General features: G+C 64.3%; 18 protein-coding genes and 1 pseudogene. 9 read left to right on the forward strand and 10 right to left on the reverse strand.

Annotation, left to right across the window (positions count from 1 at the left end):
- Window positions 1-373: 373 nt before the first annotated feature.
- Complete coding sequence (locus GDH07_RS03225; RefSeq protein ID WP_152897300.1) at window positions 374-1174, reverse strand: IclR family transcriptional regulator; 801 nt, start codon at window positions 1172-1174, stop codon at window positions 374-376.
- A 167-nt stretch (window positions 1175-1341) separates the two neighbouring features.
- On the opposite strand from GDH07_RS03225, the gene hmgA reads away from it, so the two are divergent.
- The 4 genes from hmgA to GDH07_RS03250 all read left to right on the forward strand — a co-directional run bounded on the left by hmgA (window position 1342) and on the right by GDH07_RS03250 (window position 6265).
- The gene (hmgA, locus tag GDH07_RS03230; protein WP_022642371.1) at window positions 1342-2646 is read left to right on the forward strand and encodes a homogentisate 1,2-dioxygenase; all 1305 of its coding nucleotides are present in this window, start codon (window positions 1342-1344) and stop codon (window positions 2644-2646) included.
- 3 nt (window positions 2647-2649) lie between these two features.
- Window positions 2650-3954 (forward strand): fumarylacetoacetase, encoded by a 1305-nt coding sequence (gene fahA, locus GDH07_RS03235; RefSeq protein ID WP_022642372.1) that lies wholly within the window; start codon window positions 2650-2652, stop codon window positions 3952-3954.
- 154 nt (window positions 3955-4108) lie between these two features.
- On the forward strand, window positions 4109-4747 hold the full coding sequence (gene maiA / locus GDH07_RS03245) for a maleylacetoacetate isomerase (protein WP_022642373.1): 639 nt from the start codon (window positions 4109-4111) through the stop codon (window positions 4745-4747).
- Between the two features lie 147 nt (window positions 4748-4894).
- Window positions 4895-6265, forward strand: coding sequence for an MFS transporter (locus tag GDH07_RS03250; RefSeq protein WP_022642374.1), 1371 nt, complete (start codon window positions 4895-4897; stop codon window positions 6263-6265).
- Between the two features lie 12 nt (window positions 6266-6277).
- On the opposite strand, the gene GDH07_RS03255 is transcribed toward GDH07_RS03250, so the two are convergent.
- Together GDH07_RS03255 and GDH07_RS03260 are read right to left on the reverse strand one after the other, a co-directional pair.
- Window positions 6278-6745 (reverse strand): GNAT family N-acetyltransferase, encoded by a 468-nt coding sequence (locus GDH07_RS03255; RefSeq protein ID WP_152896666.1) that lies wholly within the window; start codon window positions 6743-6745, stop codon window positions 6278-6280.
- A 72-nt stretch (window positions 6746-6817) separates the two neighbouring features.
- On the reverse strand, window positions 6818-7624 hold the full coding sequence (locus GDH07_RS03260; protein ID WP_022642376.1) for a SirB1 family protein: 807 nt from the start codon (window positions 7622-7624) through the stop codon (window positions 6818-6820).
- Between the two features lie 181 nt (window positions 7625-7805).
- Here GDH07_RS03260 and GDH07_RS03265 point away from each other — a divergent pair, with 181 nt between their 5' ends.
- Together GDH07_RS03265 and GDH07_RS03270 are read left to right on the forward strand one after the other, a co-directional pair.
- The gene (locus tag GDH07_RS03265; RefSeq protein WP_031320914.1) at window positions 7806-8825 is read left to right on the forward strand and encodes a Glu/Leu/Phe/Val dehydrogenase family protein; all 1020 of its coding nucleotides are present in this window, start codon (window positions 7806-7808) and stop codon (window positions 8823-8825) included.
- Window positions 8826-8931: 106 nt separating this feature from the next.
- On the forward strand, window positions 8932-9186 hold the full coding sequence (locus GDH07_RS03270) for a hypothetical protein (protein WP_152896667.1): 255 nt from the start codon (window positions 8932-8934) through the stop codon (window positions 9184-9186).
- Between the two features lie 202 nt (window positions 9187-9388).
- On the opposite strand, the pseudogene GDH07_RS03275 reads toward GDH07_RS03270, so the two are convergent.
- Both GDH07_RS03275 and GDH07_RS03280 read right to left on the reverse strand, forming a co-directional pair.
- Window positions 9389-9643, reverse strand: a pseudogene (locus GDH07_RS03275) (YebG family protein); the annotation flags it as partial.
- Between the two features lie 8 nt (window positions 9644-9651).
- The gene (locus GDH07_RS03280; RefSeq protein ID WP_152896668.1) at window positions 9652-9864 is read right to left on the reverse strand and encodes a hypothetical protein; all 213 of its coding nucleotides are present in this window, start codon (window positions 9862-9864) and stop codon (window positions 9652-9654) included.
- Window positions 9865-9926: 62 nt separating this feature from the next.
- On the opposite strand from GDH07_RS03280, the gene GDH07_RS03285 reads away from it, so the two are divergent.
- The gene (locus GDH07_RS03285) at window positions 9927-10427 is read left to right on the forward strand and encodes a phosphate-starvation-inducible protein PsiE (RefSeq protein ID WP_022642380.1); all 501 of its coding nucleotides are present in this window, start codon (window positions 9927-9929) and stop codon (window positions 10425-10427) included.
- Here GDH07_RS03285 and GDH07_RS03290 read toward each other — a convergent pair.
- The 3 genes from GDH07_RS03290 to GDH07_RS03300 all read right to left on the reverse strand — a co-directional run bounded on the left by GDH07_RS03290 (window position 10424) and on the right by GDH07_RS03300 (window position 13703).
- The gene (locus tag GDH07_RS03290) at window positions 10424-10741 is read right to left on the reverse strand and encodes a DUF3509 domain-containing protein (protein WP_085596274.1); all 318 of its coding nucleotides are present in this window, start codon (window positions 10739-10741) and stop codon (window positions 10424-10426) included. The two genes, GDH07_RS03285 and GDH07_RS03290, sit on opposite strands and share 4 nt — an antisense overlap.
- A gap of 220 nt (window positions 10742-10961) precedes the next feature.
- The gene (locus GDH07_RS03295) at window positions 10962-12263 is read right to left on the reverse strand and encodes a serine/threonine transporter (RefSeq protein WP_152896669.1); all 1302 of its coding nucleotides are present in this window, start codon (window positions 12261-12263) and stop codon (window positions 10962-10964) included.
- Between the two features lie 63 nt (window positions 12264-12326).
- A complete protein-coding gene (locus tag GDH07_RS03300) occupies window positions 12327-13703 on the reverse strand; it encodes an L-serine ammonia-lyase (protein WP_022642383.1) in 1377 nt (458 codons plus the stop codon).
- A 135-nt stretch (window positions 13704-13838) separates the two neighbouring features.
- Between GDH07_RS03300 and GDH07_RS03305 the strand changes: the two genes are divergently transcribed.
- Both GDH07_RS03305 and GDH07_RS03310 read left to right on the forward strand, forming a co-directional pair.
- Entirely contained in the window at window positions 13839-14786 is a 948-nt protein-coding gene (locus tag GDH07_RS03305) for a LysR substrate-binding domain-containing protein (protein WP_053134202.1), read from the forward strand.
- Between the two features lie 212 nt (window positions 14787-14998).
- The gene (locus GDH07_RS03310) at window positions 14999-15406 is read left to right on the forward strand and encodes an HPF/RaiA family ribosome-associated protein (RefSeq protein ID WP_152896670.1); all 408 of its coding nucleotides are present in this window, start codon (window positions 14999-15001) and stop codon (window positions 15404-15406) included.
- 62 nt (window positions 15407-15468) lie between these two features.
- On the opposite strand, the gene fecA is transcribed toward GDH07_RS03310, so the two are convergent.
- Both fecA and GDH07_RS03320 read right to left on the reverse strand, forming a co-directional pair.
- Window positions 15469-17826, reverse strand: a complete 2358-nt coding sequence (fecA, locus tag GDH07_RS03315; RefSeq protein ID WP_152896671.1) for a TonB-dependent Fe(3+) dicitrate receptor FecA — start codon at window positions 17824-17826, stop codon at window positions 15469-15471.
- Window positions 17827-18060: 234 nt separating this feature from the next.
- On the reverse strand, window positions 18061-19026 hold the full coding sequence (locus tag GDH07_RS03320; protein WP_022642387.1) for a FecR domain-containing protein: 966 nt from the start codon (window positions 19024-19026) through the stop codon (window positions 18061-18063).
- Window positions 19027-19031: the final 5 nt, after the last annotated feature.

Consider the following 19031-nt stretch of genomic DNA (forward strand, 5'->3'; position numbering starts at 1 on the left):
CGATGCATTTACATCTAAAAACGTATGGTATGAAAATTTCCCGTTGTTGGTTTACGAATGCTGCTTGCAATTACCACGATGTTCCGTTGTCCAGAGCCTCGCTCGTTTCTTCAGCATTTTTCCCTAGTCACCGGAGCCCTACCCTTGCTGGCTTTTGGGACGGCAAGCATTCTGCCCTGGGTGCGCGCCAATAATAGTGGCAGGATCGCGCCGCTCACCCGCTTGATTCAGACGCAGCAACCGGCCAGATAGTTTCGCCACAGCCGTGAGACCATTTGCTGAGTCACGACCACGGACCCAATGTGTGCTGGGGGGCGGCCTACCCAGAAGATGACTCAGGTCCGGCCTCAATGAGCTGAACGCTAGCCATTAGTTACTTCACCTGGGGCTGATAGCCCATGCGCCAGCTCACCGTACGACAGGCCGCCAGCAGGCGTTGCGCCGCCGGGCCGTTTTCGTCGGCATGGAACATCGAGGCCGGTCCGACCACCGTCAGCACCGCGGCGATCTTGCCGGTGGCATCGAACACCGGCGCCGACAGGGCATCGACCCCGGGCATCAGCAGCCCGTGGATGTGGTGCAGGCCGCGCTGGCGGATCTGCTCGGCCAGGGCATCGTGAACCTGGCTCTCGGCCAGGGGATGGGCGTCGGCCTCGGCCAGTTCCTCCTGGCGCAGGTCGAGGGTTTCCCGCAGCGGCAGGTAGGCGTTGAACACCAGCCCGGTGGACGAACTGAGCAGCGGCAGCACCGAGCCCAACTGGGTGACCACGGTCATCGCCCGCACCGCGGGCTCGATGTGCACCACGGTGGCGCCCTGGTTGCCCCACACCGCGAGGAAACAGGTTTCGTTCAAGTCATCGCGCAGCTCGGCCAAGGGCAGGGCGGCGACTTTCAGCACATCCATGCTGCCCAGCGCCGCGAGGCCCACCCGCAAGGCTTCGCGGCCCAGGCCATAGTGGTTGGTGGCGGTGTTCTGCTCGGCGAAGCCGCTGGCGATCAGTGCCTGCAAGTAGCGATGGACTTTGCTCGCAGGCATCTGCACATGCTCGGCCAGGCGCGAGAGGGACGTGGACGGCGAGAGTTCGGCAAGAGCCTTGAGGATGTCGGTGCCGACCTCGGCCGAGCGGACTTTCTGTTTACCGTTGCTGTCGCTGGTGCTGCGCGGCTTTTCCATGGAGGTGTAGGGGTCCCGTGACAAGTGGCGGTCTTTATAGCTTGACGCTCCTGGGCAATCAAATTACGTTATGCGTAATTGGATTACGATAAAAATAACCCAGGCGTGCCGATAACTCTTGCGAAGGAGTGGTGGGCCCCTGCCTATTCCAACTTCCAGGAGGCTCCATGAACCTCGATTCTTCGGCGTCCGCCCTCAGCTACCAATCCGGCTTCGGTAACGAATTTTCCAGCGAAGCCCTGCCAGGCGCACTGCCCGTCGGCCAGAACTCCCCGCAGAAGGCCCCCTACGGCCTGTACGCCGAATTGTTCTCCGGCACGGCCTTCACCATGACCCGCAGCGAAGCCCGGCGCACTTGGATGTACCGCATCCAGCCTTCGGCCAAGCACCCGTCCTTCACCCGTCTCGAACGCCAGTTGGCGGGCGGCGACCTGGGACAAGTGACGCCCAACCGCCTGCGTTGGAGCCCGTTGTCGATCCCGGCGGAGCCTACGGATTTCATCGATGGCCTGGTGGCCATGGTGGCCAACTCGCCGGCGCAGAAACCGGCCGGCATCAGCGTCTATCACTACCGCGCCAACCGCTCCATGGAGCGAGTGTTCTTCAACGCCGACGGCGAGTTGCTGCTGGTGCCCGAGCTGGGCCGCCTGCGCATCCTCACCGAACTGGGCGTGCTGGAGCTCGAACCGCTGGAGATCGCCGTGCTGCCGCGTGGCCTGAAGTTCCGCGTCGAGCTGTTGGACCCGCAAGCCCGTGGTTATATCGCCGAGAACCATGGCGCGCCGCTGCGCCTGCCCGACCTGGGGCCGATCGGCAGCAACGGCCTGGCCAACCCCCGGGACTTCCTGGCCCCGGTGGCCCATTACGAAGACCTGCGCCAGCCCACCGCCCTGGTCCAGAAGTACCTGGGTGAGCTCTGGGGCTGCGAGCTGGATCACTCGCCGCTGGATGTGGTGGCCTGGCACGGCAACAACGTGCCGTACAAATACGACCTGCGCCGTTTCAACACCATCGGCACCGTCAGCTTCGACCATCCGGACCCGTCGATCTTCACCGTCCTGACCTCGCCCACCAGCGTACCGGGCATGGCCAACCTGGACTTCGTGATCTTCCCGCCGCGCTGGATGGTGGCCGAGAACACCTTCCGTCCACCATGGTTCCACCGCAACCTGATGAACGAGTTCATGGGCCTGATCCAGGGTGCCTACGACGCCAAGGCCGAAGGCTTCCTGCCCGGCGGCGCTTCGCTGCACAGTTGCATGAGTGCCCATGGCCCGGATGGCGAGACCTGCACCAAGGCGATCAACGCCCAATTGCAGCCAGCCAAGATCGACAACACCATGGCCTTCATGTTCGAGACCAGCCAGGTGCTGCGCCCGAGCCGTTTCGCCCTGGAATGCGCCGAACTGCAGAACGACTACGATGCTTGCTGGGCTTCGCTGCCCGTCACCTTCAACCCGAATCGGAGATAACCCATGACCTTGTCCACCATCACCCGCAGCTGGGTCGAGTCTGCCAACGGTCACCCCGACTTCCCGTTGCAGAACCTGCCCCTGGGCGTCTTCAGTACCCAGGGCTCGGCACCTCGCAGCGGCGTGGCCATCGGCGAGCAGATCCTGGACCTCGAGGCCGCGCTGGATGCCGGCCTGTTCGAAGGCCCGGCCAAGGCCGCGGTGGAGGCTACCCGTGGTGGCCAGTTGAACGCCTTCTTCCAGCTCGGTCGCCCGGCCCGCGTGGCCCTGCGTGAGCGCTTGCTGGAACTGCTGGCCGAAGGCAGCAGCCTGCAAGGCAAGATCCAGGCCCTGGGGGCGAAGCTGCTGCCCCAGGCCACCGATTGCCAGATGCATGTGCCGGCCAGGATCAATGACTACACCGACTTCTACGTGGGCATCGAGCATGCGCAGAACGTCGGCAAGCTGTTCCGCCCCGATAACCCCCTGCTGCCCAACTACAAGTACGTGCCGATCGGCTACCACGGCCGGGCCTCGACCATCCGCGCCTCCGGTGCCGACGTGCGCCGGCCCAAGGGCCAGACCCTGCCGGCCGGGCAGAGCGAGCCGACCTTCGGTCCTTGCGCGCGCCTGGACTACGAGCTGGAACTGGGGATCTGGATCGGCCAGGGCAACGAGCTGGGCGAGTCGATCGCCATTGGCGACGCCGCCGAGCACATCGCCGGTTTCTGCCTGCTCAACGACTGGTCGGCGCGGGATATCCAGGCTTGGGAATACCAACCGCTGGGGCCATTCCTGTCCAAGAGCTTCATCACCAGCATCTCGCCCTGGGTGGTGACCGCCGAGGCCCTGGAGCCCTTCCGCAAGGCCCAGCCGGCGCGCCCCGAAGGCGACCCGCAACCACTGCCGTACCTGCTGGACAAGCGTGACCAGGCCAGTGGTGGTTTCGACATCGAGCTGGAAGTGCTGCTGCTGACCAGGACCATGCGCGAGCAGGGCTTGCCAGCCCATCGCCTGACCCTGAGCAACAGCCAGTACATGTACTGGACCGTGGCGCAGATGGTGGCGCACCACAGCGTCAACGGTTGCCAGTTGCAGGCCGGCGACCTGTTCGGTTCGGGCACCCTGTCCGGCCCGCAGAGCGGCCAGTTCGGCAGCCTGCTGGAGATCACCGAGGGCGGCAAGAAACCGGTCGAGCTGGCCACTGGCGAAGTGCGCAAGTTCCTCGAGGACGGCGACGAGATCATCCTGCGCGGGCGTTGCCGCCGCGAAGGCTTCGCTTCCATCGGCTTCGGCGAATGCCGGGGTACCGTCCAGCCAGCCCGCTAGCAGGCTGTTGAAAAACGTAGGCGAGGCAGCCAGCGCAAGGCAAAAACAGGCAAAAGCGCAGTTTACGAGTGGTAAATGAGCATTTTGAGTCTGTTTTTAACGCAGCGATGACAACGCAGGTAGATTTTCAACGGCCCGCTAAGGGGAGTGCAGTATGGAGCTTTATACCTATTACCGTTCCACCGCGTCCTACCGGGTGCGGATCGCCCTGGGCCTCAAGGGCCTGGACTACCAGGCCATCCCGGTCAACCTGCTGGTGCCCAAGGGCGGCGCCAACCGCCTGCCGGAGTACCTGGAGATCAACCCCCAGGGCCGGGTTCCGGCCCTGCGTACCGACCAGGGCGACCTGCTGATCCAGTCGCTGGCGATCATCGAGTACCTGGAGGAGCGTTATCCACAGGTGCCGCTGTTGCCCGAGGATCTGGTCGGCCGTGCCCGTGCCCGGGCCGTGGCGTCCATCATCGGTTGCGACGTGCATCCCTTGCACAACTCCAGCACGCAGAACCTGCTGCGTGAATGGGGCCATGAGGAGGCGCAGTTGCTGGTGTGGATCGACCACTGGATCAGCCAGGGCCTGGCAGCCCTGGAACAACTGATCGGCGATGCCGGCTTCTGTTTCGGCGAGCAGCCGGGACTGGCCGATGTGTTCCTGATCCCGCAGCTGTACGCCGCCGAGCGCTTCAAGGTGTCGTTGGAGGCCTACCCGCGGATTCGCCGGGTGGCCGCGCTGGCTGCCGAGCATCCGGCGTTCCAGGCCGCGCACCCGGCCAACCAGCCCGACACTCCGGCCTGACCCTGGACGCCCTGGCCCAGGGCGCACCCGGCCCCTGCAGCCGCTTTGGAGCTGCTGCAGGATCTTGAGTCCCACCACCAGAGGATCTGCCCAGGCGCCTCTCGCATCACCCTCCATAACCATAAGAAACCGAACAGGTACCTTGCGATGCAAAACCAGATTGCCAGCTTTCGCGCTGCGCTCGACGCCCGCCCGGTGTCCGGCTATCAGTGGTCGTTGTTGTTGCTCCTCGCCTTGCTGCTGGTCACCGATGGCTACGACGCCCAGGTCCTGGGCTACGTGGTACCGGCCCTGGCCCAGGACTGGGGCCTGGAGAAAGCCGCCTTCGGCCCGGTGTTCAGTGCCAACCTGCTGGGCCTGACCCTGGGCTCCCTGGCGGTGACGCCCCTGGCGGATCGTTTCGGCGTGCGCCGGATCCTCCTGGGCTGCGTGCTGATCTACGCCAGCCTGACGGTGTTGATGGTGTTCAGCCAATCCCTGGACAGCCTCATGGCCGCGCGCTTTATCTGCGGTATTGGCATGGGTGGGGCGATGCCCAGCGCCATGGCGCTGATGTCCGAATATTCGCCGCCGCGCCTGCGCACCCTGATGGTGACCCTGGCCGCCTGCGGTTTCTCCTTCGGTGGTGCGGCCGGCGGTTTCGTCGCGGCCGGCTTCATCGATCGCTTCGGCTGGGAGGCGGTGTTCCTGGCGGGCGGCGTGACCCCGTTGCTGCTGTTCCCGTTCCTGCTCTGGCGCTTGCCCGAATCCCTGCCACGCCTGCTGCGCGATGCGCCACCCTATGCGCGCCTGCGCAAGCTCAGCGCGCGCATGCTGCCGGACTGGCAGCCGCCAATGGCGAGCGGCGATGAGGGCCAGCAACAAACCGGTGGCAAGTTCACGGTGGTGGAGCTGTTCCGCCAGGGGTATGCGCGGCCGACGCTGCTGATCTGGTCGACCTTCTTCGTCAGCCTGATCCTGCTGTATTTCATGATCAGCTGGCTGCCGACCCTGCTGCTGGAAAGCGGCCTGGCCTTGAAGCAGGCCAACCTGGTGACTTCGATGTTCCTGTTCGCCGGAACCTTGGGGGCGATCTGCATGGCCTGGGTCGCCGATCGTCTCAAGCGCAAGGTGCGGCTGTTGTCCGCAGTGCTCGCCCTGGCGGCGCTGTGCACCGTGCTGCTGGGGTTGAACCACGACAACCCGCGGTACCTGGTGGTGTTCGTGTTCGCCGCGGGCTTTTGCATCATCGGCGGGCAGCTGACCCTGAATGCCTTTGCCAGCAACTTCTATCCGGCCCAGGTGCGTGCCACCGGTACCGGCTGGGCGCTGGGAGTGGGGCGCTTCGGTTCGATCCTCGGGCCGCTGCTGGGCAGCATGTTGCTGGCGATGCATATCCCGGTGCAGCAGATTTTCTTCTTCTGCGCGGTGCCGGCCCTGCTGGCCGCGTTGCTGATCATCCGGGTGCGTGCACCCTCCGAAGGGAGCGACGGCGGCACAGGCGCGGCGCAGCCGTTGCAGGCACCGCTCAAGTCCTGAGGGGAGAGCGGGTCAGCAGGCCAGGTGCTTGATCATCGGCACACAGGCCAGGGTCAGGCCCCGGGGTGACTGGTACTGGGCGACGCGCTCGCCGACGAAGCCGCACTGGCGGTAGAAGTCCGCGGCATTCAGGGTCGAGTCCAGGATCAGGTGCGACAAGCCGGCCTGCAGGGCCTGCTGTTCGAGGTAGTCCATCATCTGCCGGCCGATCCCGCGGCCCATGTAGGCCGGGTCGACGAAGACCGCATCGACCTGGCCTGACTCAAGGTCGAGGATGGCACTGGCGGCGACCTGGCCGTCGATGACCGCCACGTGCCCGTTGCTTTCCAGCCATTCGATGAAGGACTGGCCAAGGTTGCCAGCGGTCCACACTTGCAGGTCGGCAGCCGGGTAGTACCCCGCGCATTGATGGTTGATGGCCTGGTTACGTATGTCGAAGACTCGTTGCGCGTCGCCGCCGTGGGCTTTTCTGATCAGCATGCTCGGTCCATTCCTTGGAGTGGGCCGGCCATCATGCCTGGGCGCCAAAGGCGCTGTCATGCCTTGCCGTGCTCAGTGCACCACTTTGTTCGCCGGCGGCAGGTGCCCCAGGCGCTCGGTCAGGCGCAGGCGCTGGATCGGGTCCTCACTGAGCAACAGGGCGCGCTCCAGGTCGAAGCGTTCGGCATTGGGGCATTCCAGGCGCTGGTAGAGGCTGGCCCGGGCCAGGTAGTCGGCGGCGTTGCCATCGCCCAGTTCCAGCACCCGCTCGGCGTCGACCAGGGCGCCGAGCAAGTCGTCATGGGCCAGGTGCAACTGGCGCAGGTTGCGCGACAGACGCTGGAACATCTGTCGTGGTTCGGCGCTGGCCAGGTGTTCGGCCTTGAGCTTGAGGTGATCGCCGTATTGGCGTTGCAGCAGTTCGCGGCAGTCGTTGGGGTACAGGCGGCGCCCGCCGCAAGGGTCCAGCAGGTGGTCGGCGCCGGGCACCCGCAGCAGGAAGTGGCCGGGAAAATTCACCCCCACCAGGGGAATATGCAGCCGCTGCGCCAGTTCAAGGGCGATCAGGGCCAGGGCCAGGGGCTGCCCGCGACGCCGTTCGAGAACCTTGTCCATCAGTGCTGCCTGGGGCCGCAGCGGCAGGTACTCGTCCTGCTGGAATTCCAGGTCGTTCATCCGCCGCAGCAGGGGCTGGCCCAGTTCGCTGGCAGGCAGCGACGGCAGGCTGCCGCCGATCTGCTGCTGGATATGCTTGAACTCCTCCAGCAACTGGCCCGGCACCAGTTGTGGTTCGTGTTCGGCGGCGATCCATAGCGCGGCTTCCAGCAGGGCCGGTGGCGAGCGGTGCAGGCAGGCGAAAAAGGCTTGGCGCGGGTTCATGGCAACCTCCGGCGAATGCCTCGTTTTAGCCCCGTCCCGGCGCTTCGTCCAGTGTTGCGACCATCGCCATTGGTTATTTCCCCAAGGTTGCAAAGCCGGGCGGCTTATTCCTGCGCGGCGCAGCAATTTTCAGGCGCAAGCCTATACTGGCGACTACAAGAAGTGATTCGGGAGCCCGTCGATGTTCGCTCTCATGCACAGCACCCGCCTTGAATCGCTGCATCTGAGTATCGACCCCGCGACCGGGTTGAAAGCAGTGATCGCCATCCACGACAACCGCCTGGGGCCTGCCTTGGGCGGTTGTCGTTATCTGCCCTATCCCGACGATGCCAGTGCCGTGGCCGATGCCGCGCGCCTGGCCCAGGGCATGAGCTACAAGGCGGCGCTGGCCGGCCTGCCCCAGGGCGGTGGCACCGCCGTGATCATTCGCCCGGCCCATGTGGAAAATCGTGCAGCGCTGTTCGAAGCCTTCGGCCGTTGCGTCGAGCAACTGGACGGACGCTACATCACCGCCATCGATAGCGGCACCTCGGTGGCCGACATGGACTGCATCGCCCAGCAGACTCGTTACGTCACCAGTACCAGCGCCGCTGGCGACCCGGCGCCCCATGCGGCCATGGGGGTGTTCGCCGGTATTCGCAGCACTGCCATGGCACGCCTGGGCAGCGATAACCTCGAGGGCTTGCGGGTGGCGATCCAGGGCCTGGGCAATGTCGGTTATGCCCTGGCCGAGCAGTTGCATGCCGCTGGCGCCGAATTGCTGGTCAGCGACATCGACTCCGGCAAGGTCCAGCTGGCCATGGAACAGTTGGGCGCGCATCCGGTGGCCAACGACGCCTTGCTCAGTACCCCTTGCGACATCCTCGCGCCCTGTGGCCTGGGTGCGGTGCTCAATAGCCGCAGCGTGGCGCAGTTGCGCTGTTCGGCAGTGGCCGGTTCTGCCAACAACCAGCTGACCAACCTGCAGGTCGCCGACCAGCTGGAGCGGCGTGGCATCCTCTACGCTCCGGACTACGTGATCAATTCCGGAGGGCTGATCTACGTGTCGCTCAAGCACCATAACGAGGAACTGCCGGTGATCACCGCCCACCTGTCGCAGATCAGCCTGCGCCTGACCGAGATCTTCGCCCATGCCCAGGCGGAAAAGCGCTCGCCGGCACGCATCGCCGACGAACTGGCGGAGCGGGTGCTCTATCGCTAGGCAGCGGTAACCTGATGCTGGTTTTATGTAACATCGGTATCTGCAGCGGTTGGCGGGCAATGGCCAACCATTGCTGCGGCCGACCACACGGGGAATGTATTGGACGATGGCTGAAGTGCTCGACGACGGATTGGATCAACAGCTGACCCGGGTGCTGCACAGCGCTCTGGATCTTCAGGCGATCCGCCAGGTCCTGGTGTTGTACAGGGAGCGCGGGTTTTCAGCGCAGGTTGTATACGACCGTCTTGCCCACCTTCGGCTCGAGGCAGTTGGCGCTGAAGAAGACCGCATCCTCGAGGCCATGGACATCGCGTCCGGGTATTGCCCGGCACGGTGCAGGGTGTGGGAACCTGCTCCGTGAGCGTGGCGAGTACGCAAAGGCGTTACAGGGCAAACGCCATCGGATGGCAACTCCATTCCCAGGCATGAAAAAAAGCCCTGTGTCGTGGACGCAGGGCTTTTTGATCGGGGCAAGCCTATTTCGCGGCCTTGGCCGCTTTCGCCGGCTTGGCTGGCGCCTCCACCTCGACGGGCTGCTCCTTCTCGACCGGCGCCACGGCTGGCGCCGCCTCGCTGAGCAGTTCGTTCAGCGCATCCGGCTGGCTCTTGAAGGCCTTGGCGAATACATCGCGATTCTTGGCCATGTAGATGCCGGCTTCTTCCACTTGTTGCTCGGTCAGCGACGGCACCGCTTTTTGCAGCACCTGCGCCAGCACTTCAGCCAGTTCGAGCATCTTGTCATGACGGTCAGCTTCGGCTTTATCCATGAACAAGCGCTCCAGATCTCGGCTGCTGCGGTATACCACTTCGACGGCCATTCACCACCTCACATGCCTTCACGATAATGGGTCGGTACAAATACTGTATCGATATACAGGCTCGAGAGAATAGGCGAAACCTTTTCCCTTGGATAGTGGCTTTTCAATGTAGACGGATTTTTTTCCCCGGCCATTGATCCCAGCAGTAGTTGCTGTCGGGTACGTGCCTCGCTGGCAATGCTCGCCATCTCAATGACGTGCCCCTGGCCTTTTTTCTGCATGCAGGACAACCGTCACGTCCCTCGCGCATCATCCGGTCGAAACGACCTAAGGAATAACCATCGTGAAAATCAATTGGGCCGAAAACCTGCGGCAGAACGTCCATCAGTTGGCCGAGTCCCTGGGCAACCTGTTCGTCGAATCGTTCCACTACCTGGCGCTGTTCGCCATCGGCGCGGTGACCGCCTGGGCGGCGGTGATGGAATTCCTGCAGATGCTCGAGGAAGGCCACATCAAGATCGACGACATCCTGCTGCTGTTCATCTACCTGGAATTGGGCGCGATGGTCGGTATCTACTTCAAGACCAACCACATGCCGGTGCGTTTCCTGATCTACGTGGCGATCACGGCATTGACCCGGCTGCTGATCTCCAACGTCTCCCACCACAATCCGCCGGACCTGGGGATCATCTACCTGTGCGGCGGCATCCTGCTGTTGGCCTTTGCCGTGCTGGTGGTGCGCTACGCGTCCTCGCAATTTCCCTCGGTGAAGATCGAACACCCGCAACGCAAGGTCGGCGAGGGTTCCAGCGAGCATCCGGAAGTGGAGAAAGGCGAGATCTAGTGAGGTCGCGCCTGCGCCTGCGCTGCCTGGTTTGCCGGCGGCGGCAGGGGTAGGCGGTCGCCGTTGGTCATGGCCTGGAGGATCGCCATGGCGCTGTGGCCTTGCTCGATGGCGATACCGAACTGGATGCTCTGCACCAGGCGTTCGATGCGTTGCGGGTCGCTGCGCTGGGCCGAGCTGATCAGGCGCTTGGCCACCACCTGGCCGGCCTGGGACAGGGTCAGCATCATGCTGCCGTCCAGGCCCTGGATGCTCAGGTTGACCTGGTACTGGGGAGCGAAAGTGTCGGTAATCAATTGCAATGGGTTGTCCATGTCGCGTCACCGCCTGCTGGGATCGTGCAGACATTGACCGGCCGGGTGCGAGATTAGTTCGCAATTGCGGACCGCTGGCCGGTCGTTCGTCGAGGCTTGCCGGCATCCGTGCGCCTCTCGGGCGATCAAGCAAGGGGCATGCCGCGGCCGGCGCCGACCAATGAATCCGGGAGCAAAAAAAAGCGGACCGCAAGGTCCGCTTTTTCGTTGTCGCCCCGTTTCAGGGCAGGAAGGAGAAGATGATCGCCGACAGTGCGATCAGCCCGATCAGTACCACGAACAGGTTCGACAGCTGGCCCGAGTACTGGCGCAGCGACGGTACGCGCTGGATCGCATACATCGGCATCAGGAACAGCAGGCAGGCGATCACCGGGCCGCCCAGGGTCTCGATCATGCCCAGGATGCTCGGATTGAAGGTCGCCACTGCCCAGCAGCTGAGCACCATGAACAACGCGGTGAGCTTTTCCAGGTGGCTGGAGGACAGGGCGCGGCCGCGACCGCGCAGGCTTTTCACGATCAGCCCCTGGAAGCCTTCGCTGGCGCCGATGTAGTGGCCCAGGAACGACTTGGTAATGGCTACCAGCGCGATCAGTGGCGCGGCGTAGGCGATGACCGGGGTCTGGAAGTGGTTGGCCAGGTACGACAGGATCGAGATGTTCTGCGCCTTGGCTGCAGCCAGGTCCGCCGGCGACAGGGCCAGCACGCAACTGAAGCAGAAGAACATCACCGTCAGCACCATCATGGCGTGGGCCATGGCCAGGATGCCGCTGCTCTTGCGTTCAGCCTGCTGGCCATAGTGGCGCTTCTGGTCCACGGCGAAGGCCGAGATGATCGGCGAATGGTTGAACGAAAACACCATCACCGGGATCGCCAGCCACAGGGTCTTGAGGAACAGCGGCATGGACATGCCGTCGCCGGCGGAGGCGAAGAACGCGCCGTTCCAATTGGGGATCAGGCTCAGGGCCAGCAACAGCAGGGCGGCGACGAAAGGGTAGACCAGCAGGCTCATGGCCCGCACGATCACGCCCTGGCCGCAGCGCACGATGGCCATCAGGCCCAGGATCAGCAACAGCGACAGCACCGCCCGCGGCGGCGGGGCCATGTGCAGCTGGTGTTCCATGAAGCTGCCCAGGGTGTTGGTCAGGGCCACGCTGTACACCAGCAGGATCGGGAAGATGGCGAAGAAGTAGAGCAAGGTGATCAGCTTGCCGGCGCCGACCCCGAAGTGTTCTTCCACCACCTCGGTGATGTCCCCGGAGCGCCCGGACAGGACGAAGCGGGCCAGCCCACGGTGGGCGAAGAAGGTCATGGGGAAGGCCAGCAGCGCCAGCACGATCATCGGCCAGAAGCCGCCGACCCCGGCGTTGATCGGCAGGAACAGGGTGCCGGCGCCGATGGCGGTGCCATACAGGCCGAGCATCCAGGTGGTGTCGTGCTTGCTCCAGCCCCGGGAGGCTGGCGCGCTGTCGCGGGGTGTCGCTACGGCAGGATTTTGAGTAGCAGGTGTGGGTACATCGGTCATCGGTATCGCCTCGTTATTATTCTTGCTCGGGCTCACGTGTTACGGACGGTCAGGGAAGGCTCCTCAGCATTCCACCCAGCTCACCGCCAGGCCGCCCCGTGAAGTCTCTTTGTATTTGTCATGCATGTCGGCGCCGGTATCGCGCATGGTGCGGATCACCCGGTCCAGGGAAATGAAATGCTGGCCATCGCCGCGCAGGGCCATCTGGGTGGCGTTGATCGCCTTCACCGCGGCAATCGCGTTGCGCTCGATGCAGGGCACTTGCACCAGGCCGCCCACCGGATCGCAGGTCAGGCCGAGGTTGTGCTCCAGACCGATCTCGGCGGCGTTTTCCAGTTGTTCCGGGGTGGCTCCCAGGACTTCCGCCAGGCCGGCTGCGGCCATGGCGCAGGCCGAACCCACCTCGCCCTGGCAGCCGACTTCGGCGCCGGAGATCGAGGCGTTCTTCTTGCACAGGATGCCCACTGCGGCGGCGCCGAGGAAAAAGCTCACGACATCGTCGTCGCAGGCTTGCGGGTTGAATTTCATGTAGTAGTGCAGCACCGCCGGGATGATCCCTGCCGCGCCGTTGGTGGGGGCGGTGACCATGCGCCCGCCGGCGGCGTTCTCTTCGTTCACCGCCAGGGCGTAGAGGTTGACCCACTCCATGGCCGACAGGGTCGAGGTGATGACGTTGGGCTTGCCGATCTCCAGCAGGTTGCGATGCAGCTTGGCGGCGCGGCGTGGCACGTCGAGCCCGCCGGGCAGGATGCCTTCGTGGCTCAGGCCCTGTTCCACGCATTCGCGCATCACCGACCAGATGTGCAGCAGGCCGCTGCGGATCTCGGCGTCACTGCGCCAGGCCCGCTCGTTGGCCATCATCAACTCGCCGACCCGCAGGTTGTGGGTCTTGCACAGGGCCAGCAGCTCGGCGGCGCTGTTGAAGTCGTAGGGCAGTTGCACGCTGGCGCCAGCTTCGGTCCCGGCCTCGACCTGCGCGGCCTCGACGATGAAACCACCGCCCACCGAGTAGTAGGTCTGTTCCAGCAGTGCGCCGTGTTCGCCCAGGGCGACCAGGGTCATGGCGTTGGGATGGTAGGGCAGGCTCTCGTCCAGCAGGAGCAAGTCCTGCCGCCAGTCGAAGGCGATGCTCGAGCGGCCGCCCAGCAGCAACTGGCCGCTTTCTCGCAGTTGCTGGATGCGTGGACCGATGCTGCGCGGATCGATGCTGTCCGGCCATTCGCCCATCAGGCCCATGACGCTGGCGCGGTCGGTGGCGTGGCCGACACCGGTGGCGGAGAGGGAGCCGTAGAGGCGGATCTGCACTCGCCGCACCTGCTCTTGCAGGCCCTGCTCGAACAGCGCCTGGGCAAAGGTCGCGGCGGCGCGCATCGGGCCGACGGTATGGGAACTGGACGGACCGATGCCAACTTTGAACAGATCGAAAACACTGATAGCCATGCTAAAGCCTTACAAGCAATGGAAGGTAGATCGCTGCCATTTTTTGTAGGCCAAGCGCAATGTCGGCGATACTGCCAACCTCGGTCAGCAGTGACCAACGAAATTTCCTAAGAGATCATTTAGCAGGACTAAACGATGAGTCGTCAGTTTCATGCCCAGACCTATGTCTGGCTGCATGTGTTTTCCTGTGCCGCGCGGCACCTGTCCTTCACCCGCTGTGCCGAGGAGTTGCACATCACTCCCGGGGCGGTGAGCCAGCAGATCCGCCAGCTCGAAGAGCGCCTGGGGTTTCGCCTGTTCCACCGCCGGGCCCGGGGTGTCGAACTCAGCGCCGAGGGCCAGCGCCTGGCCCTGACAGTGAGCGAGGCCTACGGCAGCATCGACGCCGAATTGCGCCGCCTGGATGCGGGCATGATCGGCGGCACCTTGCGCCTGCGCTCGATCCCGTCGTTCCTCGGCAAGTGGCTGACTCCGCGTCTGCCGCGCCTGCAGCAGCGCTATCCGGAGATCCAGTTGCGGCTGGTGGCGGAGGACAGCAGCGTGGCGCTGCATGAGGGTGACTTCGACCTGGCCATCGACCTGAACGACGGCAGCTATCCGGGCCTGCAATCCACCGCCCTGCTGGACGAGCAGATCTTCCCGGTGTGCGCGCCGAGCCTGCTGCGCGGGCGGCCACCGTTGCACGGTCCGGCGGACCTGGCGCACTTTCCGCTGCTGCACGACATCACCGCCTGGCGCGGCAGCTACGAATATGCCGAATGGGAGTTCTACCTCAATGCCATCGGCTTCGAAGGCGCCGATGTGCGTCGCGGCCATACCTTCAACCGTAACCACCTGACCATCGAAGCGGCGATCGCCGGCATGGGCGTGGCGATCGCCCGGCGCACCCTGCTCAACGACGAGCTGGAGCGCGGCACCCTGATCGTGCCGTTCGGCCTCGCGGTGCCCAATCACAAGCGTTACGTGCTGCTTTATGCGCCAGGCGCACTGAGCCACCCCGGGGTGCGGGCGGTGCATGACTGGCTGGTGGAGGAAGCGGAGATATTTCGCGGCCTGCACCCCCTGGGAGAGGGGCAGGAATGAGCTGTTTCAAGTCGTGTCGCAAGCGCGGCTGACTCCCCACACTAACAGCGCCCTGGCGGTTTGTCCGGCTTTATTTGCGTATGAATATTTATATTTTTCCAGGGGTTGAAATGTTCTTCGCCGTGCCTAATTGTGTAATCAAGAGGTCACGAAATGCTGGTCAAAGCCAGGTTCCAGGCCTCTTGCGAGCAAGCTGAAATAAGGGAAGAACTATGCAAATCCAAGTCCATAGCGATAACCATATTCAAAGCAGCCTTCGGATGGAGGAGTGGGTGCGCAGCACCGTTGAAAGCACGCTCGAACGTTACGAGGAAGACCTGACCCGGGTGGTGGTCCATCTACGTGACGAGAATGGCGGCAAGTCGGGTCCCGATGACCTGCGTTGCCAGCTCGAGGCCCGGCCCAAGGGGCACCAGCCGATTTCCGTGACCCACAAGGCCGATACCCTGGAGCAGGCCATCGACGGCGCCACCGTCAAGCTGGAAAGTGCCCTGGAGCACATGTTCGGCAAGTTGCGCGCCAAGCGCCCGGCAGTAGTGTCCGACAATGACGGCAGCGAGGCGGATGCCCTGCTCGAAGAAGAATTCCTGGAAAACCAGCAGGCTGCGCTCAATAGCTGATAGCTGGATTTTCCCTCGACCCGACGGGCCTGCATTGCAGGCCCGTTTTCTTTTGTGGGGCCTTAGAACGCGACCGACGTCTGCACGTACAGGGTCCGCGGCTCGCCCACGTACTTGCCCTTGTTGTTGTCGTCGAAGGAGCGGGTGAAGTACTGGTGGTTGAAGATGTTCTTCACCCCCACCGCCACGTTCAGGTCCGACAGTTGCGGCCCGAAGTCATAGCCGGCGCGGGTGCTGAACAGCATGTAGCCGGGAATGCGTCCATTGCTGCCGTCGAGGCTTTCGCGGGAGGTGTTGGCGTTGTCGGCGAACTGGCTGCTCTGGTAGCTGCTGTCGAAGTTGAGCTTCCACGGACCTTCGGTGTAGCTCACCCCCAGGGTGCCCTTGTGCTTGGACGAGAAGGGCACGCGATTGCCTTTGTTCGGCCCGTCCTCGCGGATGGTGGCGTCGACGTAGGCATAGGTGGCATAGACATTGAACCCGGCCAATGCCGGATCCAGGCCGTCGAGGGCGTAGTTGATGCTGTTCTCGATGCCCTGGTGCCGCGTTTGCCCACGGGCGATCACCGTATCGTTGGTCTGGTTGCTGTCGTACTGGTTGTCGAAATTGATCACGAAGGCGCCCAGCTCGGCGCGCAGGGTGCCATCGTCGTAGCGAGTGCCGATTTCCCAGGTGCGGGCCTTTTCCGGCTTCACCTCACCGCTGGCCACCCGGTTGGGCATCTGGCTGTACTGCACGCTGCCGAACGAGCCCTCGGTGTTGGCGTAGAGATTCCAGTTTTCGTCGACGTGGTACATCACGTTCAATGCTGGTAGCGCGGTGTTGTAGTTGCCCTTGTACTTGACGTTGCTGAGGTTGTTGCTTTGCTGCGACTCGATCATTTCGTAGCGGATGCCCGGGGTCAGGGTCCACTTGCCGATATCGATGCGGTCATCGACGAACAATGCGTGGGCCTCGGTGCCGCCACGGGTGTCGCGGTCGTTGCGGCTGTTGCTGGTGGGCAGCTGCTGGTTGGCGCTGATGGGCGTGCGGTAGCGCAGCTCGTGCCCGGCTTCGTTGATGTAGCGATAGCCGATCCCCACTTCGTGGCTACTGTTGCCCAGGTCGAAGCCCTGGGCGAGGCGCGTCTCCAGGCCGCGCACCCAGTATTCCCGGGGCGACAGGGAGAGGAAGCTGCCCTGGTCCAGGTAGCCGCTGCGCAGGGTCTTGGTGAAGAAACTGTTGACGGTGAATTCGCGGCGATCCTCCTGGTAGCGATAGCCGAGGTTGAACATCGTCCGCCGGCCCCAGAACTTGTCGTAGGGGCGGGTCGATTGATAAGGGTTGGCCTTGTAGTCCGCAACGTTGAGGCCGCCGGGCATGTCGGCCTCGCCTTCATAGTATTGGGCCATGGCGTTGAGGCTGTTGGCTTCGTCGAGCTGGTACTTGCCCTTGAGGATCAGGTCGTCGATCCGCGTGCCGCTGTGTTCGCGCCAATCGCCGCCGCGGGTGCCGGAGTACAGCAGCGCGCCGCCCAGGCCATTGTCGGCAGTGCCGCCAGCCAGCAGGTTGGCGCTGGTCTTGAAACCGTCATGGCTGGAGGAGGGGCTGGTCTCGGTCTGGAAGCCGCCCTTGAAGGTCGGCGTCTCGGGAATCGCCCGGGTCACGAAGTTGACGATGCCGCCGACGTTCTGCGGGCCGTAGCGCACGGCACCGCCGCCACGCACCACGTCCACGGCGTCCATGTTGCCCATGCTGATGGGTGCGAACGACAGCTGGGGCTGGCCATAAGGGGCGAACGGCACCGGGATGCCATCCATCAGCACCGTGGAGCGCGAAGCCAGGCGTGGGTTGAGCCCGCGGATGCCGAAGTTCAGCGCCATGTCATGGCTGCCGGTGCCGTTGTTGTCCGGTGCGTTGACCCCGGGAATCCGGTTGAGCACGTCCCGCGCCTGGGTGGCGCCCTGGCGCTCGAACTCTTCACGGCGGATCACGTCCCGCGCCCCGGCATGCTCGAAGACATCGACCTGGCGGGCATCGCCCAGCCAATCGCCGACCACGCTGGAAGCACCCAGTTGCAGGGTGGCTGCTGCCCCGGGTGTTGCCGGTTGCAGGCTGAAGGCATTGCCGCCCTCGGCCCGGGCTTGCAGGCCAGTACCCTGCAGGAGGATCTGCAAGGCCTGTTCGGTGCTGTATTGCCCATCCAGGCCGTGGCTCTGCACACCACTGGTGAGTTGCGAGCCGAAGGAAATCAGCACGCCTGCTTCACGGCCGAACTGGTTCAGCGCGCTTTCCAGGGACATCGGGGCGATGTGGTAGGACTTGCCCGCCACCTCGGCGGCCTGGAGCTGGGACAGGCTGGCCAGGCCCAGGCTGGCCCCCAGCAGCAGGTGACGCAGTGAGCGGGCCAGGGGCGTGGGGCGAGAGGGTTGCTGAGTCATCGATGGCGATCCTGAGAAGGAAGAATCAAGGTGGCTTTCCCTTCTTGTCACCCGAGCCTGGCAAAACGGCTCATGTCTCATCAAAAAAATGTTCCAGTGGTGTACAGACGGGTTGTCTATCGCTTCGTGTAGCCGCTGCCGCAGGCTGCGCACGGTTGGGCACGAGCCGCTGGATCTGGCGGCCGCTGCGCGCCTGTGTGCTACCTCGTCGGGGCTCGACAGCGGCTACAGGGGTCAGGCGCGAGCCTCGACGTTGACCCAGTAACGGGTGAAGCGGCGCACCCGGACTGGCAGGCTGACCTGCAACAGGTCGAGGATCCGTTCGCTGTCATCCAGGGGGTAGCTGCCGGAAATCAGCAGGTCCGCCACTTGGGCATCGCAGTGCAAGCGGCCCCGGCGATAACGTCCCAGCTCGTCGAGGAAGTCCGCCAGGCGCATGTGGGCCGCCACCAGCATGCCCTCGCTCCAGGCGCCGCTGCCGGCCTCCAGGGCGCGGGGAGCGTCCCAGCCGTCGCGGCGAAAGTCCAGCTGCTGCCCGGCCGCTACCTGGGGAGGCGCGGCGCTGTAGGTCCCGGGCTCCACACGGGCGGCGCCGGCATACACCGCCAGTTGGCTGTGGCCGCTGAACTGGCGCAGGTTCAAGCGTGCGGCGCTGGTCTTCACCAGGCCCTCGGCGCTTTGCACCACCAGTGGCCGTGGGTCCTTGCCGGCGCTGAGCATGATTTCGCCTTCCAGCAGGCGGATCAGCCGTTGCTGGCTGTCGAAGCGCACATCCACCGCGCTGCTGGTGTTGAGCTGCAACTGGCTGCCGTCGCTAAGCTGCAGCTTGCGCCGCTGGCCCCGGGCGCTGCTGTAGTCCGCCAGCAACGGCGGTAGCGGGTTGTGCTCGCGCAGGTTCCAGGCCGCCGCGGAACCGACCCCCAGGACCAGCAGCAGCTTGAGAGCCTGGCGCCGGCCGCTGGACCTCGGGGCATTCAAGGCGGCATGGGCCAGGGGCGAGGGCAAGCCGCGCAAACGCTGGTTGACCCGCAGGATATGGGCCCATGCCCGCTGATGTTCGCTGTGGGCGTCGTGCCACTGCTGCCAGGCCTGCTGCTGGCGCGGATCCAACGGGCCGTCCTGCATCTCGATCAACCAGTGCACCGCCTGCTCGGCGACCTGGTTGCTGAACTCAGCTTGGGCATTGAGGTGGGGATTCATCGGCG

The organism is Pseudomonas piscis (assembly GCF_009380155.1).
GTDB lineage: Bacteria > Pseudomonadota > Gammaproteobacteria > Pseudomonadales > Pseudomonadaceae > Aquipseudomonas > Aquipseudomonas piscis.

What these genes read in the sequence shown, in the direction of transcription:
- GDH07_RS03225 (WP_152897300.1), bottom strand. Translation starts at nt 1,174, where the DNA reads ATGGAAAAGCCGCGCAGCACCAGCGACAGCAACGGTAAACAGAAAGTC.
- hmgA (WP_022642371.1), top strand. Translation starts at nt 1,342, where the DNA reads ATGAACCTCGATTCTTCGGCGTCCGCCCTCAGCTACCAATCCGGCTTC.
- fahA (WP_022642372.1), top strand. Translation starts at nt 2,650, where the DNA reads ATGACCTTGTCCACCATCACCCGCAGCTGGGTCGAGTCTGCCAACGGT.
- maiA (WP_022642373.1), top strand. Translation starts at nt 4,109, where the DNA reads ATGGAGCTTTATACCTATTACCGTTCCACCGCGTCCTACCGGGTGCGG.
- GDH07_RS03250 (WP_022642374.1), top strand. Translation starts at nt 4,895, where the DNA reads ATGCAAAACCAGATTGCCAGCTTTCGCGCTGCGCTCGACGCCCGCCCG.
- GDH07_RS03255 (WP_152896666.1), bottom strand. Translation starts at nt 6,745, where the DNA reads ATGCTGATCAGAAAAGCCCACGGCGGCGACGCGCAACGAGTCTTCGAC.
- GDH07_RS03260 (WP_022642376.1), bottom strand. Translation starts at nt 7,624, where the DNA reads ATGAACCCGCGCCAAGCCTTTTTCGCCTGCCTGCACCGCTCGCCACCG.
- GDH07_RS03265 (WP_031320914.1), top strand. Translation starts at nt 7,806, where the DNA reads ATGTTCGCTCTCATGCACAGCACCCGCCTTGAATCGCTGCATCTGAGT.
- GDH07_RS03270 (WP_152896667.1), top strand. Translation starts at nt 8,932, where the DNA reads ATGGCTGAAGTGCTCGACGACGGATTGGATCAACAGCTGACCCGGGTG.
- GDH07_RS03280 (WP_152896668.1), bottom strand. Translation starts at nt 9,864, where the DNA reads ATGCAGAAAAAAGGCCAGGGGCACGTCATTGAGATGGCGAGCATTGCC.
- GDH07_RS03290 (WP_085596274.1), bottom strand. Translation starts at nt 10,741, where the DNA reads ATGGACAACCCATTGCAATTGATTACCGACACTTTCGCTCCCCAGTAC.
- GDH07_RS03295 (WP_152896669.1), bottom strand. Translation starts at nt 12,263, where the DNA reads ATGACCGATGTACCCACACCTGCTACTCAAAATCCTGCCGTAGCGACA.
- GDH07_RS03300 (WP_022642383.1), bottom strand. Translation starts at nt 13,703, where the DNA reads ATGGCTATCAGTGTTTTCGATCTGTTCAAAGTTGGCATCGGTCCGTCC.
- GDH07_RS03305 (WP_053134202.1), top strand. Translation starts at nt 13,839, where the DNA reads ATGAGTCGTCAGTTTCATGCCCAGACCTATGTCTGGCTGCATGTGTTT.
- GDH07_RS03310 (WP_152896670.1), top strand. Translation starts at nt 14,999, where the DNA reads ATGCAAATCCAAGTCCATAGCGATAACCATATTCAAAGCAGCCTTCGG.
- fecA (WP_152896671.1), bottom strand. Translation starts at nt 17,826, where the DNA reads ATGACTCAGCAACCCTCTCGCCCCACGCCCCTGGCCCGCTCACTGCGT.
- GDH07_RS03320 (WP_022642387.1), bottom strand. Translation starts at nt 19,026, where the DNA reads ATGAATCCCCACCTCAATGCCCAAGCTGAGTTCAGCAACCAGGTCGCC.